Genomic DNA, 20,535 nt, shown 5'->3' on the forward strand with positions numbered 1-20,535 from the left:
TGCGTCATGCCGTCCCATGTCTCCGCGGACCGCCCCGCCGCCCAGCCGCCCGGACGCGGCTCGGTCGAGGCGTTGATATCGCAGACACGGCGGCTCAAGGGCGAGGTGGACGCCGTTCGGCGGGACGCCCGCGGCGACGGCTCGGACCCCCGGGACCGCTGGCAGCGCGCGCTGTACGACCTGGCACTGCATCAGCTCAACGACCTCGACGAGCACCTGGCGCAGCTGCGGGACGGCCCCGCGCCGCCCGCGCCCGGCCCGGACACCGGACCGGCGGGCCGGCCGGCCGCCTCCGGCATCCCGCACGGCTCCCTGCTCAGCCGGGTCGGCAGCGCGGAGTGGAACCTCCTGACCGACGAGGCCAGCTGGTCCGGCGAGCTGTACCAGATCCTCGGCCGGGACCCGGCCGTGCCCGCGCTCGGCCTCGACGAACTGCCCGCCCTGGTGGTGGACGAGGACCGGCCGGGACTGACCGCGATGGTCACCGCCTGCCTGGTCGACGCCAAGCCGATAGACGGCGAGTTCCGCGTCCTGCGGCCCGACGGCACCGTCCGCACGGTGCACATGATGGGCGAGCCCGTGCTCGGCGGCGACGGCAGCACCGCCTCGATGTGGGCCGTCCTGCGGGACGTCAGCGAACTGCGGCGCAGCCAGCGCACCGTGCGCGAGCGGCGTGACTCGCTGCGCCACCGGCAGCGCGCGGCCCCGGCCGGGCAGCCGCCCGTGCCCGGACCGCGGGAGACCGCGCGGCCGCCGGAGCCGGACCCGCTGCGGCTGAAGCGCTGCGGTCCGGGCACGCTCGACGTCGCCGCCCGCCTCCTGACGTCGGGCACCGGCACCCCGCTCGGCGGCGACTGGTACGACGCGCTGGACCTGCCCGACGGCGACACTTTGCTCGGCATCGGCGGCCTCACCGGGCACGGGGCCGGCGTCGCCTCGGGCATGACGATGCTGCTGGGCGCCGTACGCGGCATGGCGATGGCCGGCTCCGCGCCGGGACAGCTCATGTCCCTGCTGAACCAGCTGATCGACGCGACCGTGCAGCCCGCCCTGGGCAGCGCCGTCTGCTGCCGCTACCGACCCGCGACCCGCACCCTGTCCTGGGCGCAGGCGGGACACCCCGCCCCGCTGCTGTTCCGCGACGGGACGGGGTGCGTACTGAACGCGCCGGACGGCGTCCTGCTGGGTGCCACCACGGGAGCCGGTTACGGGCAGGCCGAAGTGACCCTGGAACCGGGCGACCTGCTCCTGCTGCACACCGACGGGCTGTTGCCCGGGCACAGCGCGGCGGACTCCCTTGACCGTCTCCTCGGCCTGTCCCCGCGGTTCGGGGCGGCATCCACCGCCCAGGACGGTGTCAGGGCCGTGATCGAGGAGTTCGGCGAGACCGAGCGCGAGGACGAGGCCTGCGTGCTCGTCGCCAAGGTGAGTGAATAGGGGCGGCTGCCGCCACCCGGATCAACCAGATTCTGGTGTCGCGCCCAGGCCTTCTACGCCTGTGCGCTGTTGTCCGACCCCCTGTTCCTGGTCTTGGGCAGCGCGAGTTTGATCTCGTCGCGGAGATCCTGGATCTTCGGGTAGCCGGAGTACTCGGCGGTGAGCCGGTACATCTGGCGCAGCCGGTCCCAGGTCCGGTGGGACGAGTTCGACCCCATCGACACCAGCGCCAACCGCGCGTAGTGACCCGCCTGTTCGGGGTCGTCCGCGATGAAGCAGGCGGAGGCCATGGAGAGGAAGTCGAAGATCTTCGACCGCTCCTGCTTGCTGTCGGCCCTGAGGGTCAGCGCCTTCTCGGCGTAGTGCCGGGCGTGCGCGGCCGCGCTCGGGTCGTGATCGGCCAGCGTGCGGTACGCCAGGGCCTGCATGCCGTACAGGTCCGCCTCGTTGAACATCTGCATCCAGCTCGGCGGCGGCACGTCGCTGCGGTCCGAGACGAACAGGCTCTCCGCCTGGCCGAGGGTGCGGCGCATCGCCTGGCCCTTGCCCATGGACGCCTGCGCCCACGCCTCGATGGTGTGGAACATCGCCTGGGTGCGCGGCAGCACCTCCTGTCCCGAGCCGGACTGGGCGAGTTTCATCAGATCGAGTGCTTCGTCGGGCCGGCCGATGTGCACCATCTGGCGAGCCGCCCTGGAGAGCGCCTCCCCGGCACGCGGCCGGTCGCCGCCCTCACGGGCCGCGTGCGCGGCGATGACGAAGTACTTCTGGGCCGTGGGCTCCAGGCCGATGTCGTGCGACATCCAGCCCGCGAGCACGGCCAGGTTGGCGGCGACGCCCCACAGGCGCCGCTGGAGGTGGTCGGGGTGGCGGTAGGCGAGCATGCCGCCCACCTCGTTGAGCTGTCCCACGACGGCCTTGCGCTGCAGCCCGCCTCCGCGGGCCGCGTCCCAGGCACGGAACACCTCGACGGAACGCTCCAGTTCCTCGATCTCCTCGGACCCGATGGGGGCGGCCTCGTAGCGGTCGAACCCGGCGGGGTCGGCGTGCAGAGGGTCGTCGAGGGCGGGGGCGTCGGCCTTCAGGGTGGGGTCGGTGTGCAGCCAGTCGTACATGGCGCTGCTGAGTACGGATCCCGCGGTGAGCGCGGCACCCGCGCCCACCAAGCCGCGTCGGTTGAGCATGAGGTCCATTCCCGTGAATTCGGTGAGGACCGCGGCGGTTCGTTCGGGCGCCCACGGCATGCCGTCGGGATGTTCCGCCATCCCGTCGTCCGGCCGTTTTCCCGCACGCCCGTGCCGTACCAGACCGAGGTCCTCGATGGTCACGACACGGCCGAGACGCTCGGTGAACAGGACCGCCAGCACCCGCGGCACCGGATCGCGCGGGATCTCTCCCGTGTCGATCCACCGCCGCACCCGTGAGGTGTCGGTCGACAGCTGGGGGTGGCCCATGGCCGCCGCCTGCCGGTTGACCAGCCTCGCGAGTTCGCCCTTGGACCAGCCGGCCAGGCCGAACAGGTCCGAGAGACGGGTGTTGGATTGTCCGCTCACGTCAAGCCCCCAGGTTCTCGGCTGAGTTGACAGTAGCCCCGTGCAGGTTGCCGGGCGACTATTCGCCACGGTTCGCCAGGGTGCGCCAGATGGTGTGCCACTGGGCGACGGGTGTCAGGTAGGAAAGCGCCACCCCGACCCGGTCGCCACTCGACGGGCAGACTCCCCAGGGTGTGTCCGGGCGGCCGGGCCGGGTGGGCGCCGAGGACCTCTTCGCAGGACTTCTCAGGCAGGCACCGCAGGTACACGAAGGGATCTGTATCGCCCATGTACGCAGCATCGTCCTCCGTGTCCGCTCCGCCCCGGACGCTGCGCCCCCGCCCGGCGGGCAGCGGACCCTATCTCGACCCGGCGCGAACCGGGGCCGCCGTACCGGTCGTGGGCCGGCCCCGGCGCGCCATGGTTCCCGGCTCCCAACCGCTCAGCGGGAGACTGGACCTGTCCGGCCCGCAGGGCGCGCAGTTGCGCACCGCGATCGCGTCGGTGCACCGGATCTGCCCGGAGTTCGCTCCGGTACAGGTGCTGCGGCGCTCCGGACGGTCCGTGATCCTCGTCGGGACGACGGGACGCAGCACGGCCGTGGCCAAGTGTCTTCTGGACCACTCCCCCGCCTGGGCGGAGCGGATCCGCCACGAAATAGCGGCATACCGTTCCTTCGTACGGCAGCGGCCTCCGATCCGGGTGCCGCGGCTGATCGCGGCGGACCCGGACAACTGCACGCTGGTGATCGAGCGGATGCCGGGCCGGGTGGCGGCGGTCCAGCGCCATCCGGCGGAGGCTCCCCCGCGGGCGGACATCCGGGCCGCCCTGGGCGCGATCTGCCGCCTGAACGCCTGGCGTCCCCCGGCCGGCACCTTCGACGCGCCGGTGGACTACGCGGCCCGCATCTCCCGGTACCACGAACTGGGCCTGCTCACCGACCGGGACATGGGTGACCTGCAGAAGCTGCTGCACGGCATCGCGGTCGCGGCGGGCCGCCAGGGAATGGGCCAGTTCTGCCACGGCGACGCGCTGCTGTCGAACATCCTGCTCTCGCCGGCCGGTCCGGTGCTGGTGGACTGGGAACACGCGGGCTGGTACCTGCCGGGGTACGACCTGGCGACGCTCTGGTCGGTGCTGGCGGACGCCCCGGTGGCGCGTCGTCAGATCAGCCAGATCGCACAGTCGGCGGGGCCCGCGTCCCGGGACGCCTTCCTGGTGAACCTGATGCTGGTCCTCACCCGGGAGATCCGGACCTACGAGACCGCCGTGCAGCGTTCGATGCACGACGCGACCCCGGCGGCACCGGGTACGGCCCATCCGGGGGCCGCGCCGACCGGCGAGGAACAGCGGCTGCTGCTCCGGCGGCTGCACGACGACTGCCAGCTGGCCCGCCGGGCCGTGCGCGCGGCGGTCGGGACTCGCTGACGGGGACGAGAGTCCGCGGTGCGCTCAGGGCAATCGCGCGCCGCGGATTTTCCGGACGGCCCGGCCGTTCAGAGGTGTACGCCACTGACGCCACGCAGGCCGGAAGCCTCCTGCGCGAAACTCCCACGATCATCGGATGACATGGGAATTCTCAGCCTCCTGGGCATGATTGACGGATCGTCGGCAAGCCGGTACCACTGAGCCACGCTCAGCCCCGCACGCCCCGCCGCGCTCGATCGCCCCAGGAGGCCGCATTGCGAGGATCCGTCACCGAGACAGCGCCCACGCCTGGCGGCAGACACCTGCGGAGGGCGGCGGCCGCCGCCGTCGCCTCCGCGGCACTGGTGCTGCCGCTGCTGGGGGCCGCTCCGCCGCCCGGCGAGACCACGTCGTCCGCCGCGCTGCTCCAGCGCGCGTTCGCGTCCGCCGCCGCCGACTACCACGTGCCGCAGAGCGTCCTGCTGGCCGTCTCCTATCTCCAGTCCCGCTGGGACACCCACGGCGGCGCGCCCAGCGTCACCGGCGGCTACGGCCCGATGCACCTCACCGACGCGCGCACCGCACTGGCCACCACCACCGAGCACTTCGCCGACGGCACCGAGGACGCCCGCGGTGACAGCGCCCGCCCGGCCCTGCACCCCCGCGTCGCGGTCCCGGCCGACTCCGCGCTCCCGGCACGGCTCACGACCCTCGTCCGCGCCGCCGGACTCACCGGCATCCCGGCGGCCCGGCTGCGCACCGACCCGTCCTCGAACGTGGCCGGCGGCGCCGCCCTGCTCGCCTCCGCCCAGCGGGCCCTGCACCAGCCGCTCAGCACCGACCCCGCCGACTGGTACGGCGCGATCGCCCGGTTCTCCGGCGCCGACGACGCGGCCACCGCGGCGGCGTACGCGAACGACGTGTTCGACGTCCTGCGCACGGGCGAGCAGCGGGTCACGGACGCGGGACAGGCCGTCGCCCTCGCCGCCCGGCCGGAGCTCAGGGCGGACACGGCACAACTGAGGCTGACCGGACTGCGGACCGTGCGGAGCGACGACACGGAATGCCCGTCGACGGTGTCGTGCGAATGGATCCCGGCGCCCTACGCGCAGTTCGGGGACGACGACTACGGCAACCACGATCTCGCCGACCGGCCGGCCGCGCAGAGCATCAAGTACATCGTCATCCATGACACCGAAGGCGCCTGGGACGGGACCATCAACCTGGTCCAGGACCCGACCTACGTGTCCTGGAACTACACCGTTCGCTCGACCGACGGTCTGATCGCCCAGCACGTCAAGGCCAAGGACGTGGCCTGGCACGCGGGCAACTGGTACATCAACGCCAAGTCGATCGGCATCGAGCACGAGGGCTTCCTCGCCGCGCCGGACGCCTGGTACACGGAGGCGATGTACCGCTCGTCGGCCCGGCTGGTGAAGTACCTGACCGCCGAGTACGGCATCCCGCTGGACCGGCAGCACATCCTCGGCCACGACAACGTGCCGGGACCGACCACCTCCACGATCCCCGGGATGCACACCGACCCCGGCCCGTACTGGGACTGGCGGCACTACTTCGAACTGCTGGAACACCCCTTCAAGCGCACCGCGGGCAAGAAGGGCGGTCTGGTGACGATCCTGCCGGACTACGCGGCCAACCAACCGTCGTACACCGGCTGCGTGACCAGCGGCCGGCCGTGCGCCGCGCACGGGTCCAGCGAGGTGCGGCTCTACTCCGACCACGACGAGAACGCGGCCCTGATCAATGACATCGGCTACGGCAGGCCCCCGACGACCGACGTGAACGATCTCTCCTCGCGGGTCTCCACCGGCCAGCAGTACGCGGTCGCGGACACCTGGGGCGACTGGACGGCGATCTGGTACCTGGGGCAGAAGGCCTGGTTCAGGAACCCGGCGAAGGCGCCGACGGCGGTGAATGCCACCGGCCTGGTGGTGACACCGAAGGCGGGCCTGACCAGCGTCCCGGTCTACGGCCGCGCCTATCCGGAGGCGGCGGCCTACCCCTCCGGGGTACCCGCGCAGGCGGTGTCGCCGCTGCCGTACACCATCCCGGCGGGCCAGGAGTACGTGATCGGTGACGTGCTGCGGGGCGAGTACTACTACGCGGTCACCTTCGACACCGACACGCACCGGGTGGTCGCCGGCAAGGACCTGTACTACGAGATCCAGTACGGCCACCGGATCGAGTTCGTCCGCGCGGCCGACGTGACCGTGGCGCCGGCGAGCCGGTGGGCGCGGCGGTAGCGGCCTGACGTCAGCCCTGCTGGAACAGCTCCGCCGGGAGCGGCTTCAGCAGGGCGTACAGGTCGTCCGTGATCGGTCGGTCCCAGGCGGCGATGGTCACCAGGACACCGTCGCTGCGGTCGAACTGGACGCAGGAGATGCGGCTCTCGGAGAGCTTGAGACGGCGCACGATCAGCAGGTTGTCGCCCTGCAGCACCGGCATGTCCTCGGTGCCCACGACGGTGACGTCCTCGTCGTTCTCCAGCGCGAGCAGGAGCTGGCCCACCTCGAAGGGGACCTCGTCCGCGGCGACCTCGCGGGCCGGGGAGCCCTCGGGGAGGTTGCCGATGATCATCGCGGGGCCGCGGCCGCCGAAGAGGTCGTAGCGCAGGAAGACGCCCTGGCAGGTGCCGTCGGGAGCGGGCAGCAGCCCGGCACCGAGGTTGCCGGGCCAGTCGCCCGGGTCCATGGCCAGGACGTCGAAGTCGGGGCCGGCGGGAGTGGCGCTGCGGCGACGGAGGAACGACATGCGGTCCATGGTACGGGTCGGCGGCACCGTGCCGGGCCGAAGCCGTCGCGGCAGGTGGCGGTGGTGCGGTGGGTGCCGCGCCGCGGTGGCCGTCCGCGCGGTTCCCCGCGCCTCTAGGGAGTCGCGTCCTCCGTCTGCTTCGTGGCCGCGGCCAGTGCGGCGCGCGCTTCCTCGGCCAGGCCGTCGGCGCCGCACCGCTCGGCTGTCTCCAGGCCCCTGCGGAGGTGACGGGCGTCGTTCAGTTCCGTCCCCAGGGCCACCAGGGCGCAGGCCAGTTCGTAGGCGGCGGGAGAGCGATCCAGGTGGGCGACGGCCTCCTTCAGGCAGGCCAGGCGGGCCGGGCCCGTGGTGACCTCGGCCGCGGTGCGCAGGGCCTGGCCGATCGCCGACGGGGCGCCGAACCGGCGGGCCCGGCCGACCGCTTCCAGGGCCGTGGCCGAGGCGCGGTCGGGTGCGTCGTGGCTCTGGGCGCGGGCCAGGTGGAGCTGCCACGGGCACCACGCGGGGTTGCGGATGCCGCGCGGCTCCAGGCGGCGGCCCGCCGCCGCCAGCTCGGCCGCCGCCTCCTGGACGTGGCCGCGCGCGAGCAGCAGCTCGCCGTAGACCGACTGCGCGTCCGGGAAGACCACGGCCGCGGGGAACGGCTCGTGGAAGGAGTGCTGCTCGGCGACGCGGGTGGCCTCGTCGGTGCGGCCGCGGGCCAGCAGGGTCTGGACGAGGGTGCCGACCGCGTACCAGTAGACGGGGGTGCCGGGGCCGACGCGTTCGGCGATCCGCAGTCCGGAGCGGACCAGGTCCTCGGCCTCGGCGAGGCGGCCGCGCCGGTAGCGGACGTACCCGAGCAGGGTGTAGCCGAAGGAGAGGTGCGCGCCGCGCCAGCCCTGGCGTTCGAAGTCGGCGGTGCCGGCGGCGAAGAGTTCCTCGGTGCGGTCGGGCCGGTCGGCGTACATGAAGGCGAGGGCGACCAGCACGGGCACCTCGAAACCGCGGTCCGGCTCGGCCCAGCCGAGGCCGCCGGCGAGGGCGCGCTCGGCGTGGTGGAGCGCGACCTCGGCGGGTTCGCCGCGCTGGACCGCGTCCCAGGTGCGCAGGCCGATGATGTACCGCTCGGTGAGGTCGCGGCCCTGGAGCCGGTCGGCGAGCCGGGACAGCCGACGGGAGCGGGAGGGGTGGTCGGGTTCGTCGGCGCGGAAGGCGTCCCACATGAACTGTTCGGAGAGCATCCGAAGCCGGACCCGGGCGTCGCCGGTCACCCGGATCTCCCGGGCCAGGGTCTCGGAGGCCTCGGCCAGCCGGTCGCTGTGCGCGAGGACCTGGGAGAGCCGGTAGACGATGTTCTGGCGCAGGCCGGGTTCGGCGATGGGTTCGGCGAGGGCCGCGCGCAGGTGGTTGACGGTGGTGGCGGGCTCGGTGAGCAGGGAGGCGCTGCCTAGTTCGTAGAGGACGGCGGCGCGGTCCTCGGCGGTCGGGGGTTCGCGCAGGGCGCGGGCGAGGTAGCGGCAGGCGGCGTCGGGGGCGCCGGCGCGCAGGGTCTCGCCGGCGGCGGCGCGCAGTCGCTGGACGACCCAGGGGTCGCCCTCGGGGTGGGTCTCCAGGAGGTGGCGGGCCGCGGTGGCGGCGGCCTGGCCGTCGTCGGTGACGCACCAGGCGGCCTGGCCGTGCAGGGCGACCCGGAAGCCGGGCGGGATGGCACGGTAGACGGCGGTGGCGATCAGCGGGTGGACGAACTCCAGGGTCTCGGCGCCGGTGAGGACGCGGGCGCCGCGCAGGGCGTCGGCGGCGTCGGCGGCCTCTTCGTGGCCGAGGCCGGCGACGGCGGCGGCGAGCGCGGGATGGATCTCGGTGCCGAGCACGGCGCAGGCCCAGGCGAACCGGACGGTGGAGGGGCCGAGGCGTTCGAGGCGGGCGATCAGTCCACTGCCCTTGACGGCGGCGGCGAGATCGCGCAGCAGCGGCGCGCCGGCCTCGGTGGGGTCGAGGCCGCGGTCGTGGACCTTGGCGGTGAGTTCGACGGTCTCGAAGGGGTTGCCCGCGGTGACGGCCCAGCACTCGTGGCAGAAGGCGTCGTCGGCGTGCGCGCCGAGGCGCTCGCGGACCAGGCCGGCGACGGCGTCGGCGCTGAGTGGTTCGAGGTCGTGCGGGCGGCCGCCGGCCCGGCTGGGCAGGCCGCGCAACGCCTCGGCGTGGTCGGGGAGTTCGTCGGGCCGGTAGGCGACCACGAAGAGCAGCGGGAGCTGTTCGGCGCGGGGCGCGAACGCGGCGAGCCAGCCCAGGGATTCGGGGTCGGCCCAGTGGGCGTCGTCGAGGACGAGGACCACCGGGGCCTGGCGCACCACGAGGTGGGTGAGCACCCAGTCGAGCCCGTCGCGCAGGCCCTGGAGGTCCGGCGGGGCGCCCTCGGTGGGCGCGCACAGACCGAGGGCGGGGCCGACGATGTCGTACCAACTGCCCAGTGAGGCGCGGAGTTCGGCCTCCGGTGCGCCGGCGAGGCGGGGCTGCAGGAGCTGGCGGGCCACGTGGAAGGCGACGCCCTGTTCCTGTTCGCCGCCGCGGGCGGAGAGCACGGTGCAGCCCTGGGCGGCGGCGCGGCGGCGGACCTCGGTCAGCAGCGTGGTCTTGCCGATGCCGGCGCGGCCGGCGAAGGCGAGCAGCGCGCCGAGCGCCCGGTCGGCCGGTGCGGCGCCGTCCGCGCTCAGGCCGGTGAGTTCCGCCAGCGCCTCGTCGACCGTGGCGAGTTCGCCCTCACGTTCGTAGAGCGTGCGCCGGTTGCGAAGGACCCGCTGCCCCATGACCACCCCCCGCCACGGTGATGCGCGAGCGCGGGGAGCGGGCGCGGACCGTGGCTTGCAGGCAGCTCAGCGTACGCCTGATGAAAGTGATCCGCCCCCTACTGACGGTTACTCACCCCAAGCGCTTGACAGGACACTTCAGGACTCTTCGGGCGGCGGCGGAATGACCGCGACCGGGCTCACCGCGTGCAGGAGGACGGCCTGGGTGACCGAGCCCATCATGCGGGCCGGTGCCGACAGGCGCCTGCGGTGCCGTCCCACGACGACCAGTTCGGCGTCCTGGGAGGCGGCGACGAGGGCGCCCGCCGCGTCGCCGGGCAGCGCGAGGGCCTCGGCGGTCACGTGCGGCTGCTCCTTGAGGTACGGGGCGAGGAAGCCCTCGGCGAGCGTGCGGGTCTCCTGCTCGACCTCGCCCTGGTCGACGGTCTGCGGGGCGAGTTCCCCGGCGGTGGCCCAGAACCTCACCGGCCACGGGTAGGCGGCGATCACCTGGAGCCGGGCGCCGCGCCGGGCGGCCTCGGCGAACGCGAACGCCAGGGCGGCCTCGTCGGGGCTGTCCACGTCGACGCCGACCACGACCCGGGGGCCGGGTGCCACGGGCAGCGCGTCGGGGACCTCGCGGCCGGGCCTGGGCACGACGGCCACGGGGCACCGGGCGTCCCGTGCGGCGGCCAGCCCGTTGGAGCCCAGGATGAGGCTGGCGAAGCCGCCGCGGCCCCGGGAGCCGAGCACCAGCAGCTGTGCGTCGGCGCCCAGTTCGGGCAGCAGCGCGGACGGGGCGCCCTCCATGGCGACGTACTCGACGGTCACGTCCGCGGTGTCCGCGGCCAGCCGGTCGCGGACCTCGTCGAGCACGGGGTCGCCGGCCTCCTCGGGCTCCCCGGCCACCATGACGTCCGGCTGTCCCCAGGCGGCGTACTGGCGCACGTGCACCACCCGCAGCGGCGCGTCCCGCCGCCGGGCGGCGTCCAGGGCCCAGTCAAGGGCGCGCAGGCTGTCGTCCGAACCGTCCACCGCGGCGATGACCGGCACAGTGCTCATCGTTGCTCACCTCCGGAATGCGACCTTCCCTGTCCGGGGCCAGCCTGTCTCAGGCGGCGGCCCCGGACGGGCGCTGCAGGTCACGTGTCCGGAAATCCTGGCGGAACACCCCCCGGTTCACCTCTCTGCCGCGCGGCCGGGGGGGTGGCGCTCAGGTCAGGTCGAACTCGCCCTCCCTGGCCCCCGAGACGAAGGCGCCCCATTCGGCGGGGGTGAAGATCAGGGAAGGGCTCTGCGGGCGGCCGCTGTTGCGCATCGCGATGAATCCCTCGACAAAGGCGATCTGGACATCCCCCAGGCCACGGCTGCTGGACTGCCACTCGGCCTCGCTGAGGTCCAGCTCCGGCTTGTCCCAGCCCAGTACCGACTGCTGCTGGATGGTGCTCTCGGCCACGTCCGTGCTCCTCCCGAACTCGTCGTCCGCGGCCAGCCTAGCTTTCGGTCCGGGCACTCAACAGGCCACGTGAGGGGGTCCTTTCAGGAGTCGGGGGCCTCGGCGCCGACCAGCCACATCGCGAAGAACTGGGAGCCGCCGCCGTAGGCGTGCCCGAGCGCCCTGCGGGCGCCGTCCACCTGGTGTTCTCCGGCCAGGCCGCGGACCTGGAGGGCGGCCTCGGCGAAGCGGATCATGCCGGAGGCGCCGATCGGATTGGTGGAGAGCACGCCGCCCGACATGTTGACGGGAAGGTCACCGTCGAGTTCGGTGACACCCGATTCGGTGAGTTTCCAGCCCTCTCCCTCGGCGGCGAAGCCGAGGTTCTCCAGCCACATGGGCTCGTACCAGGAGAACGGCACGTACATCTCGACGGCGTCGATGTCGCGGCGCGGGTCCGTGATCCGGGCCTGCCGGTAGACGTCGGCCGCGCAGTCCTTGCCGGCCTGCGGCGACACGGCGTCCTTGCCCGCGAACAGGGTGGGTTCGCTGCGCATCGCGCCGCCCAGCATCCAGGCGGGCGGCTTCGGCGAGCGCGCCGCCCCGGCGCGGTCGGTGAGGACCATGGCGCAGGCGCCGTCGGAGGAGGGGCAGGTCTCCGAGTAGCGGATGGGGTCCCACAGCATCGGGGACGCCTGGACCTTCTCCAGGGTGATGTCGTGTTCGTGCAGGTGGGCGTAGGGGTTCTTGAGCGCGTTGCGGCGGTCCTTGTAGGCGACCAGCGAGCCGACGGTGTCGGGTGCGCCGCTGCGCCGCATGTAGGCCCGCACGTGCGGGGCGAAGAATCCGCCGGCGCCCGCCAGCAGCGGCTGCTGGAAGGGGATCGGCAGGGACAGGCCCCACATGGCGTTGGACTCGGACTGTTTTTCGAAGGCGAGGGTGAGGACGGTGGAGTGGACGCGGGCGGCGACGAGGTTGGCCGCGACCAGTGCCGTGGAGCCGCCGACCGACCCCGCCGTGTGGACCCGCAGCATGGGCTTGCCGACGGCCCCGAGCGCGTCCGCCAGGTACAGCTCGGGCATCATCACGCCCTCGAAGAAGTCGGGCGCCTTGCCGATGACGACGGCGTCGACGTCGGCCCAGCCCAGCTCGGCGTCGTCGAGGGCGCGCCGGGCGGCCTCCCGGACCAGCCCGGCGATCGACACGTCCCGGCGGGCCGCCACGTGCTTGGTCTGGCCGACCCCCACGACGGCCACGGGCTCCTTGCTCATCGCGGATCCCCTTCCTGGGCGGGGCTCTCCAGCGGGTCCCCTTCGAGTACGGCGACCAGGTTCTGCTGCAGGCAGGGCCCGGAGGTGGCGTGGGCGAGGGCGCGGTCGCAGTCCCCGCGGTGGATGCGGGCGGCGGCCTCGCCGATCCGGATCAGCCCGGCGGCCATCACCGGGTTGGCGGCGAGGGCTCCGCCGGACGGGTTCACCCGTACCTCGTCGCCGAGCCGGAGCGCCTTGCGGAGCACGACCTCCTGCGAGCTGAAGGGCGCGTGCAGTTCGGCGGTGTCGACGGGCCGTTCGAAGGCGCCGGCCCGCTCGGCGGCGAGGCGGGCCGAGGGCGCGTCGGTCAGGTCGCGGACGCCGAGGCCGTGTGCCTCGATCCGGTGGTCGATGCCCCGGATCCAGGCGGGCCGGGAGCACAGCTCGCGGGCCCGCTCCCCGGCCGCGAGGATCACGGCGGCGGCCCCGTCACCGATGGGCGGGCAGTCGCCGGTGCGCAGCGGCCGTACGAGGTAGTCGCCCTGCGGCACCGCACCCCTCAGCTGGGCGTGCGGGTTGGCGGCGGCGTCGGCCCGGCTGCGGGCGCCGACCGCGGCCAGTGCCGGCTCGTCGGTCTCGCCCGCGTCCAGGAGGGCCTGCGCCTGGAGCGCGGCGAGGGCCACCGAGTCCGGCCACAGCGGCGCCAGGTAGTAGGGATCGAGCTGGCGGGTGAGGACGTCGCGGACCGGGCCGGGCGAGGACTTGCCGTAGGAGTAGACGAGCGCGGTGTCCGCGTCCCCGGTGAGCAGCTTGGTCCAGGCCTCGTACAGCGCCCAGGCCCCGTCCATCTCGACATGCGACTCGGAGATCGGCGGCCAGGCTCCGACACCGTCCAGGGCGAGGGTGAAGGAGAAGGCGCGGCCGGCCAGGTAGTCGCTGGAGCCGGAGCAGGTGAAGCCGATGTCGGCGGTGCGCAGGCCGGTCTGTGCGAGGACGTCGTGCAGCACCGGCATGAGCATCTCCACCTCGGAGAGCTCCTCGCTGGTGCGCCGGTGGTCGGTCTGCGCGAAGGCGACGACCGCGATGTCCCTCATCGGTGCGGTCACAGCAGCTCCTTGTAGGTGTCGTAGTCCGCGTCGGGTTCGCCGGTGGGCCGGTAGTGGTCCGGGTAGCGGGCCCCCTCGGTCCACACCGGTTCGACCCTGAGGCCCATCCGCACCTGGTCGTAGGGGATGCCGCCGATCCGGCCGTGCAGGGCGAGGCCGGCCCCGTCCAGCGCGATGTGGCCGTAGACGTAGGGCACTTCGATGTCGAGGTTCTTCGCCTTGATGTTGACGATGCAGAACGTGGTGACCGTGCCGCGGGGGCCCACCTCGACCTGTTCGGTGGTGGCCACCCCGCAGGTGGGGCAGGCGCCCCTCGGAGGGACGTACACCTTCCGGCAGGAGGGGCAGCGCTCGCCGCAGGTCCGCCGGGTGGACAGGGCCTCGATGTAGGCGGCCTGGGCGCGGCCGGGCGAGTAGGTGTAGTCGAGGCGGGCGTGGGCGACGATGCCGTGCACGGCGTCCTCGAACGCGCCGCTGTGGCCGTGGGGTTCGGCCCGCTCCCCGTCGTAGGGCTCGAAGCAGGCGATGTCGGTGATGGCTCCGGACCGCTCCTCGGCCCAGCGCACGCGGACCCGCATGCCGGTGCGGACGGCCGCGGGGCCAGGGGCGTCCAGGGCGTGCAGCAGGGCGGTGTCGGCGCCGTCGAGGCGGACCAGGACCCAGGCGAACGGGGTGTCCAGGGGCTGGCCGCGGCGGGGTTCGTGGTTCCAGGCCCAGGTGGTGACGGTGCCGGTGGGGGCGACCTCGACCAGGTCGCGGATCTCCTCGGCGGTGACGGGGTCGTACTCGACGGGCGGGACGAGGACGCGGCCGTCCCCGGTGCGCACGCCGAGGACGACGCGTTCGCGCAGTCCGGTGAGGAAGGCGCTCTGGACCGGGCCGAGGGAGCGGGTGAAGGGGAACTCGACGACGAGGGGGGCTTTGAGGACTTCGGGCATGCCCGGTCTCCTTCAGTGACGCTGGTAGAGGGGAGTGCGCTTCTCCGCGAAGGCGCGGGCGCCTTCCTTCGCGTCGGCGGTGTCGAAGACCGGCCAGCCGCGTTCCAGCTCCGCGGCGAGTCCGTCGGTCTCGGTCATCTCCGCGGTCTCGTACACCGACGCCTTGACCGCCTCGACGGCCAGCGGGCCGCACGCGTTGATCCGTTCGGCGATCTCCAGGGCCTTGCCGAGCGCGCCGCCGTCCGGGACGACGTGGCCGACCAGTCCGACGGCGGCGGCCTCGCGGGCGGTGTACGGCCGTCCGGTGAGCAGCATCTCCAGGGCGTGGGTGCGGGGGATCTGGCGTTGCAGGCGGACCGTGGAGCCGCCGATCGGGAAGAGTCCGCGCCTGACCTCGAACAGGCCGAACGTCGCGGACTCCCCCGCGACCCGGATGTCGGTGCCCTGGAGGATCTCGGTGCCGCCGGCCACGCAGTGTCCCTCGACGGCGGCGATCACCGGTTTGCGCGGGCGGTGATGGCGCAGCATCGCCTTCCAGTGCAGGTCCGGGTCGGCCTTCAGCCGGTCGCGGTGCCGCTCGCCCGCCATGCCCTCGCCGGCCAGCGCCTTGAGGTCCATCCCGGCGCAGAAGGCGCCGCCGGCCCCGGTGAGCACGACCGAGCGGACCGTGTCGTCCTCGTCCGCCTCGATCCAGCCGTCGTACAGGCCGACGAGCATGGAGATCGAGAGCGCGTTCTTGGCCTCGGGCCTGTTGAGCGTGAGCACCAGTGTGGCGCCCTCGCGCCGTACGGTGAGGTGTTCTGTCCCACCCATGGAACCTCTCCCCTCTGCCGGAACGAGAACAGGTTGCAGGAGGGCGGGAGGCACTTCAAGGGTTTTCTGACAGACAGTCAGATTTCTTCGCGCGAACCCTTCCCACTTGTCGCCCCCTTTGCTCTGATGACCGGCGAACCGACACGTGCGCCTTTTCTTCGCCATGGTCTGCCGGGGTCAGGAGGAGCGGTGGAGTACAACCTTGCCGATCTGTTCGAGTCGGTCGTCGACGTGGCCGCGGACCGCGAGGCGCTGGTCTACCTCGACCACCCCGGCACCGGCGCGGAGCGCCGGCTGACCTACGCGGAACTGGACGCGGCCGCCGACCGCATCGGCCACCACCTGGTCGACAGCGGGATCCGACCGGGCGAGCACCTGGGACTCCACCTCTACAACGGCGTCGAGTACCTGCAGACGGTGCTCGGCTGCCTGAAGGCCCGGGTGGTGCCGGTCAACGTCAACTACCGCTACGTGGAGGACGAACTGGCGTACCTCTACCAGGACGCCGACCTGGTCGCGCTGGTCTTCGATGCGGAGTTCGACGAGCGGGTCGCGGCGGCGCTGCCGCGGGCCCCGAAGCTGCGGCACCTGGTGCGGGTGGGCGGGCCGGGAGCGGGTCCGAAAGCGGTGCCCTTCACGGAGGCGGAGGCGTCCGGCTCCGTCGGACGGGACTTCGCGGCGCGCTCGGCGGACGACCAGTTCATCATCTACACCGGCGGCACCACCGGCATGCCCAAGGGGGTGATGTGGCGTCAGGAGGACCTGTTCTTCGCCGGACTGGGAGGCGGCGCGCCGACCGGCGAGCCGGTGAAGCGGCCTCAGGAGCTCGCGGAGCGGGTCGCGGCGGGCGGCACCGGCATCACCTTCTTCCCCACTCCCCCGCTGATGCACGGCACGTCGACGCTCACCTCCTTCATCGGCTTCAACTTCGGCCAACGGGTCGTCATCCACCGCAAGTTCGTGCCCGAGGAGGTGCTGCGGACCGTCGAAAGGGAGAAGGTCACCAGCATGTCGCTGGTCGGTGACGCGATGCTGCGCCCGCTGATCGACGCGTTGCGGGGGCCGCTGCGGGGCACCGACTGCTCCTCCCTGTTCAGCGTCTCCTCCTCCGGCGCGGTCCTCTCCGAGACCGTGCGCCGGCAGTTCGGCGAACTCGTCCCGAACTGCCTGCTGCTGAACAACTTCGGGTCCTCGGAGTCCGGCTTCAACGGCACCGCGACCGACGACTCCGGTGCCGGCAGCCGGTTCCGGGTGCGCGTGAACTCCCGTACGCAGGTGGTCGATCCGGTCACCCACGAGCCGGTGCCGGCGGGCGGGACCGGCCGGGTCGCGCAGTGCGGCCACGTCCCGCTCGGCTACTACAACGACCCGCGCAAGACGGCCGAGACCTTCTTCGAGAAGGACGGCACGCGCTGGGTGCTCCTCGGCGACATGGGCACGGTCGACGAGGACGGCGTGATCACGGTCCTCGGGCGGGGCTCGCAGTGCATCAACACCGGGGGCGAGAAGGTGTACCCGGAGGAGGTCGAGCAGGCGCTGAAGTCCCATCCGGACGTGTACGACGCGCTGGTGGCCGGGGTGCCGGACGCCCAGTGGGGCAGTCACGTGGCGGCCGTGGTGCAGCTGCGCGAGGGCGCGGAGCGGCCCTCCCTCACGGACATCCAGAACCACTGCCGCGCCCAACTGGCCGGTTACAAGATCCCCCGCCAGCTGGTGATCGCCGAGTCCGTCCAGCGTTCGCCGAGCGGCAAGGCCGACTACCGCTGGGCGCGGGAGGTCGCGGTCGCCGCCGACCGGTAGGCCCCGCGGACCAGCTCGCGACGGCGCGCGCCGGACGGGCCGGCGCGGTTCAGGCGTCGAGGAAGGCGACGGTGCGGCGGACGAACTCGTCGGGGTCGTCGAGCCAGGGGTAGTGGCCGGCGCCGGGCTGGACGGTCACCTCGGCGTTCGGGAAGGCCTCGGCGGCGCGCCGGACCAGCGCGGGTCCGGGACCGCCGTCGAGCGCGCCCGCGTACAGCAGCACGGGAGCAGCGAGAGCGCGCAGGGCGGTCCGGGTCGCCTCGGGCGTGAAGGCGCCGTCGGCGAAGTACCGGTCGGCCGCCTCGTCGTTGGTCTGCTCCTCGGCCGCCGCGTCGTGGGCGCGGGCGGTGTCGTCCCAGCGGCCGTGGAAGAACGGCAGGAACGCCTCGTCGAAGTCGCCGGTGCCGTTCAGCCAGGCGGCGAAGGCGGGATACGCGGCGCCGAACCAGGGCTCCGCCGTCCGCAGCCGGGCCGCCGCCAGCCGGTCCTCGGGGGTGGTCCGCAGACCGAGGGCCGAGGGGTTGCCGGTGATCAGCGCGAGCCGCCGTACCCGGTGCGGACGGGCCGCCGCGTACAGCGTCGCCAGGCTCGCGCCCGCCGAGTGGGCCAGCAGGTCCATGCGGTCGAGCCCCAGCTGGGCCCGGAACGCCTCGACGTCCTCGACCTGCCGGTCGCAGCGGTAGGACGCCGGGTCGGCGGGCGCGCCGGATTCGCCGGTCCCGCGCGGGTCGAGCAGGATCAGCCGGCGGTGGGCCGCGAGTCCCCCGAGGTCCCCGAGGTAGGCGGAGGCGCGCATGGGTCCGCCGGGCAGCACGACGAGGGGTTCGCCCTCGCCCCTCTCGTGCCAGGCGAGGCGGGTCCCGTCCCCGGCGGTGAAGGTGGGCATGGCGTCGATCATCGGGTACGGCGGTGCCGCGCCGCAACGGAGTTCGGCGGACGGCGGCCCGGTCACCCGTGCGCGTGCGGCTTGCTCACCCGGAACGCGAACTGGCCGCAGAAGGTGAGCTTGCGCAGGTTCACCAGGGCGGTGTGGCGTCCGCTGCGGCGCGCCCAGGTGTCGATCTCCGAGTTGAGCGGCGACTCCTGTTGCCAGAACCGGCCGTACTCCTTCTTCCGCGTGGAGTGGTAGGTGCGCATGATCAGGGTCACGCCGTCCAGCGAGGGCCGGATCTCCTCCAGGGCCAGACCGGCCTCCTCGACCAGCACCCGGAAGCCGTACGGGGTGTAGTTCCAGAGGCTGAAGGAGTGGTAGGGCTCGAACTGGGAGGTGCTGCCGATGAACAGGCCGCCCGGTCGCAGCACCCTGGCGACGTCGGCGAGCAGTTCCCTCGGCCGGGCGACGTGCTCGAAGACCTGGTGCGAGTAGACGAGCGGCACGGCGCCGGAGCGGAAGGGCATGTTGACGCCGTCGAAGTACACGACCGGGTCGCCGCCGGGCGTGCGCTGCGCGGCTTCCGGCGAGTCGTGGATGTCGAGCCCCACCCACCGCACGTGCGGGACGTGCTGCCGGAAGAGCCCGGCCGAGGTGCCGCGCCCGCAGCCGAGGTCGACCACCCGGTCCGGCGCCCGCGGCGAACTCATGGCCTCGTCGAGGTAGTAGCGGGAGGTGACCTGGCGGGCGTGGTCGTCAGGGATGCAGTCGTGCATGAGGTCCCACAGGGTCGACATGCGGCCACGCTACGGAGGCGGCGTGCCCCCGGCCACATCCCGGCGGGGGTTCGCCGCGGCCGTCATCCCTTGGGGCGAACGGGACGGCGCGGACGGCTGTGCGAGGCGGCCGACGCCGGACAGGTCGCGCACGGCCACGCTGTTGCGGTCGGCGACGGTGCGGCCGAGCGCGTGGTACGGCCACAGTCCGCCGGCCTGCCGCCGGCTGCGCTCGTTCCACTCCAGGGCCTCGGCGGGGCGGGCCCGGAAGAAGTTGAGGGCGTAGCCGCCGGAGTGGATCCGCAGCAGGAAGAAGCCGCCGGGGTACTCCTTGGCGGCGCCGACCTCCTGGAGGGTGACCTGAGGGGCCTGGGGCACCTGGGACCGCTTGTTGCGGTGGGTGTGTCCGGCGTGGTGGAGGAAGACGCCCGGGGCGGCGGCGTAGGCCCGCAGGATCGCCCGTGCCTGGCGTCGGCCGAGGCGCTGTCCGGGGCTGACCGGGAAGAGGGCGTCCCGGACGGTGAGCGGGTGGTGTCCGAAGACCACCGTGGGCCGGTCCCGGTCGGCCCGCAGGCGGCGGCCGAACCAGGACAGCTGCTCGGCACCGAGTCCGCCCGCGTCGCCGCCGTCGCCCTCCTTGTCGTAGGTGTCGAGGCCGATGATCCGCAGTCCGCCCACGTCGTGCTCGAAGAAGCCGGGGCCGTCCGGGGCACCGAAGGCGCGGCGGAAGCCGGCGCCACCTGCCGCGCCGCGGTCGTGGTTGCCGCGGACCACGAAGTAGTCGCGCCGGTGGGTGCCGAAGCCGTCCAGGATCGCCCGGGCCTCCGCCAGGTCGCGCGGCCGGCCGCCGGCAGAGATGTCGCCGGCGGCCAGCAGCAGCTGGGCGCCGCGGCCGCGGGCCTCGTCCACCACGGCGCGGCTCATCAGCTCCGGGTAGGCGCCCAGTCCGGCCTGCTGGGCCACTCCGCGCAGGAAAGGCACGCCGGCGACCAGTCCGGCGACGGTCTCGCCGATGTGCAGGTCGTTGCAGAGGGCGACGGAGAGCAGGTGGCGGCCGGGCGGGGGCTGCGGGGTGGTGAAGGAGTAAGGGCCGCCGGGCGTGCCGAGGCCGTGCCGGGAGGTGCCGGCGGCGTTGCCGTGCACCAGGTGCAGTGCGGTGGGGGTGGCCGCCACGCCTCGGGAGCGCGCCTGGTAGTAGTACGTCTGGCCGGGTTCCAGGCCGGTGAGTTCGACGTGGTGGTGTGCGGTGGGACGGTCCTCGCCCGCCGTGCGGTTCAGGCGGCCGGGACGGGTGCCGTAGACCACCTCGCCCTCCGTGACGGCCGGCAGCGGGCGGCCGGTGCCGTCGTCGGTGCCGGGCTGTGCGGTGTGCCAGGTGAGGACGGCGCGGTTCTCGGTGAGGGTGACCAGTTCCAGGTGGACGGCGGCCGGGGAGCGGGAGTGGCGGGGCGCGGGGGCGGTGGCCGACCTGAGCAGGGCGGGTGCGAGCAGGAGACCGGAGCGGAGCATCTCGCGGGGTCCGGGGATGCCCGCGAGTGCGCCGAGGGGGACGGGGAGGCAGCAGCGCATGTCTGCTAGGTGCACATCACCGGTGAACGGCGGTGGTGGCGCCGGAAGCCGCGCGGGGTAG

16 protein-coding genes are annotated in these 20,535 nt (G+C 73.4%); 4 read left to right on the forward strand and 12 right to left on the reverse strand.

What is annotated here, in order from left to right:
* The first annotated feature begins 6 nt into the window (after positions 1-6).
* The gene (locus ACIRQ9_RS26355; protein ID WP_404178255.1) at positions 7-1,437 is read left to right on the forward strand and encodes a PP2C family protein-serine/threonine phosphatase; all 1,431 of its coding nucleotides are present in this window, start codon (positions 7-9) and stop codon (positions 1,435-1,437) included.
* A 53-nt stretch (positions 1,438-1,490) separates the two neighbouring features.
* Here the strand turns inward: ACIRQ9_RS26355 and ACIRQ9_RS26360 are convergent, their stop codons facing one another.
* Positions 1,491-2,990 (reverse strand): hypothetical protein, encoded by a 1,500-nt coding sequence (locus ACIRQ9_RS26360; protein WP_404178258.1) that lies wholly within the window; start codon positions 2,988-2,990, stop codon positions 1,491-1,493.
* A 267-nt stretch (positions 2,991-3,257) separates the two neighbouring features.
* Here ACIRQ9_RS26360 and ACIRQ9_RS26365 point away from each other — a divergent pair, with 267 nt between their 5' ends.
* Positions 3,258-4,397, forward strand: a complete 1,140-nt coding sequence (locus ACIRQ9_RS26365) for an aminoglycoside phosphotransferase family protein (RefSeq protein WP_404178261.1) — start codon at positions 3,258-3,260, stop codon at positions 4,395-4,397.
* Between the two features lie 254 nt (positions 4,398-4,651).
* Complete coding sequence (locus ACIRQ9_RS26370) at positions 4,652-6,640, forward strand: N-acetylmuramoyl-L-alanine amidase (protein ID WP_404178264.1); 1,989 nt, start codon at positions 4,652-4,654, stop codon at positions 6,638-6,640.
* 10 nt (positions 6,641-6,650) lie between these two features.
* Here ACIRQ9_RS26370 and ACIRQ9_RS26375 read toward each other — a convergent pair whose 3' ends face one another.
* The 8 genes from ACIRQ9_RS26375 to ACIRQ9_RS26410 all read right to left on the reverse strand — a co-directional run bounded on the left by ACIRQ9_RS26375 (position 6,651) and on the right by ACIRQ9_RS26410 (position 15,458).
* Complete coding sequence (locus tag ACIRQ9_RS26375) at positions 6,651-7,148, reverse strand: hypothetical protein (RefSeq protein ID WP_351936193.1); 498 nt, start codon at positions 7,146-7,148, stop codon at positions 6,651-6,653.
* A 113-nt stretch (positions 7,149-7,261) separates the two neighbouring features.
* A complete protein-coding gene (locus ACIRQ9_RS26380) occupies positions 7,262-9,937 on the reverse strand; it encodes an ATP-binding protein (RefSeq protein WP_404178267.1) in 2,676 nt (891 codons plus the stop codon).
* Positions 9,938-10,075: 138 nt separating this feature from the next.
* Positions 10,076-10,978, reverse strand: coding sequence for a universal stress protein (locus ACIRQ9_RS26385; protein WP_404178270.1), 903 nt, complete (start codon positions 10,976-10,978; stop codon positions 10,076-10,078).
* Between the two features lie 151 nt (positions 10,979-11,129).
* The gene (locus ACIRQ9_RS26390; RefSeq protein WP_365802600.1) at positions 11,130-11,372 is read right to left on the reverse strand and encodes a DUF397 domain-containing protein; all 243 of its coding nucleotides are present in this window, start codon (positions 11,370-11,372) and stop codon (positions 11,130-11,132) included.
* Positions 11,373-11,455: 83 nt separating this feature from the next.
* Positions 11,456-12,622: a thiolase domain-containing protein gene (locus ACIRQ9_RS26395; protein WP_404178273.1), complete on the reverse strand. Its 1,167-nt coding sequence runs from the start codon at positions 12,620-12,622 to the stop codon at positions 11,456-11,458.
* The gene (locus ACIRQ9_RS26400) at positions 12,619-13,695 is read right to left on the reverse strand and encodes a thiolase domain-containing protein (protein ID WP_404178461.1); all 1,077 of its coding nucleotides are present in this window, start codon (positions 13,693-13,695) and stop codon (positions 12,619-12,621) included. The genes ACIRQ9_RS26395 and ACIRQ9_RS26400 overlap by 4 nt, the downstream gene beginning before the upstream one ends.
* Positions 13,696-13,703: 8 nt before the next feature.
* On the reverse strand, positions 13,704-14,645 hold the full coding sequence (locus ACIRQ9_RS26405) for a Zn-ribbon domain-containing OB-fold protein (RefSeq protein ID WP_404178276.1): 942 nt from the start codon (positions 14,643-14,645) through the stop codon (positions 13,704-13,706).
* Positions 14,646-14,657: 12 nt separating this feature from the next.
* Positions 14,658-15,458 (reverse strand): crotonase/enoyl-CoA hydratase family protein, encoded by an 801-nt coding sequence (locus tag ACIRQ9_RS26410; protein WP_404178280.1) that lies wholly within the window; start codon positions 15,456-15,458, stop codon positions 14,658-14,660.
* A gap of 189 nt (positions 15,459-15,647) precedes the next feature.
* Between ACIRQ9_RS26410 and ACIRQ9_RS26415 the strand changes: the two genes are divergently transcribed.
* Positions 15,648-17,258: an acyl-CoA synthetase gene (locus tag ACIRQ9_RS26415; RefSeq protein ID WP_404178283.1), complete on the forward strand. Its 1,611-nt coding sequence runs from the start codon at positions 15,648-15,650 to the stop codon at positions 17,256-17,258.
* A gap of 49 nt (positions 17,259-17,307) precedes the next feature.
* Here ACIRQ9_RS26415 and ACIRQ9_RS26420 read toward each other — a convergent pair whose 3' ends face one another.
* From ACIRQ9_RS26420 to ACIRQ9_RS26430, 3 genes are all read right to left on the reverse strand, one after another.
* On the reverse strand, positions 17,308-18,144 hold the full coding sequence (locus tag ACIRQ9_RS26420; protein ID WP_404178286.1) for an alpha/beta fold hydrolase: 837 nt from the start codon (positions 18,142-18,144) through the stop codon (positions 17,308-17,310).
* Positions 18,145-18,206: 62 nt separating this feature from the next.
* Positions 18,207-18,926: a class I SAM-dependent methyltransferase gene (locus tag ACIRQ9_RS26425; protein ID WP_404178289.1), complete on the reverse strand. Its 720-nt coding sequence runs from the start codon at positions 18,924-18,926 to the stop codon at positions 18,207-18,209.
* A gap of 9 nt (positions 18,927-18,935) precedes the next feature.
* The gene (locus ACIRQ9_RS26430) at positions 18,936-20,474 is read right to left on the reverse strand and encodes a metallophosphoesterase (RefSeq protein WP_404178292.1); all 1,539 of its coding nucleotides are present in this window, start codon (positions 20,472-20,474) and stop codon (positions 18,936-18,938) included.
* Positions 20,475-20,535 lie beyond the last annotated feature (61 nt).

The organism is Streptomyces sp. NPDC101237, assembly GCF_044767465.1.
Taxonomy (GTDB): Bacteria; Actinomycetota; Actinomycetes; order Streptomycetales; family Streptomycetaceae; genus Streptomyces; species Streptomyces gramineus.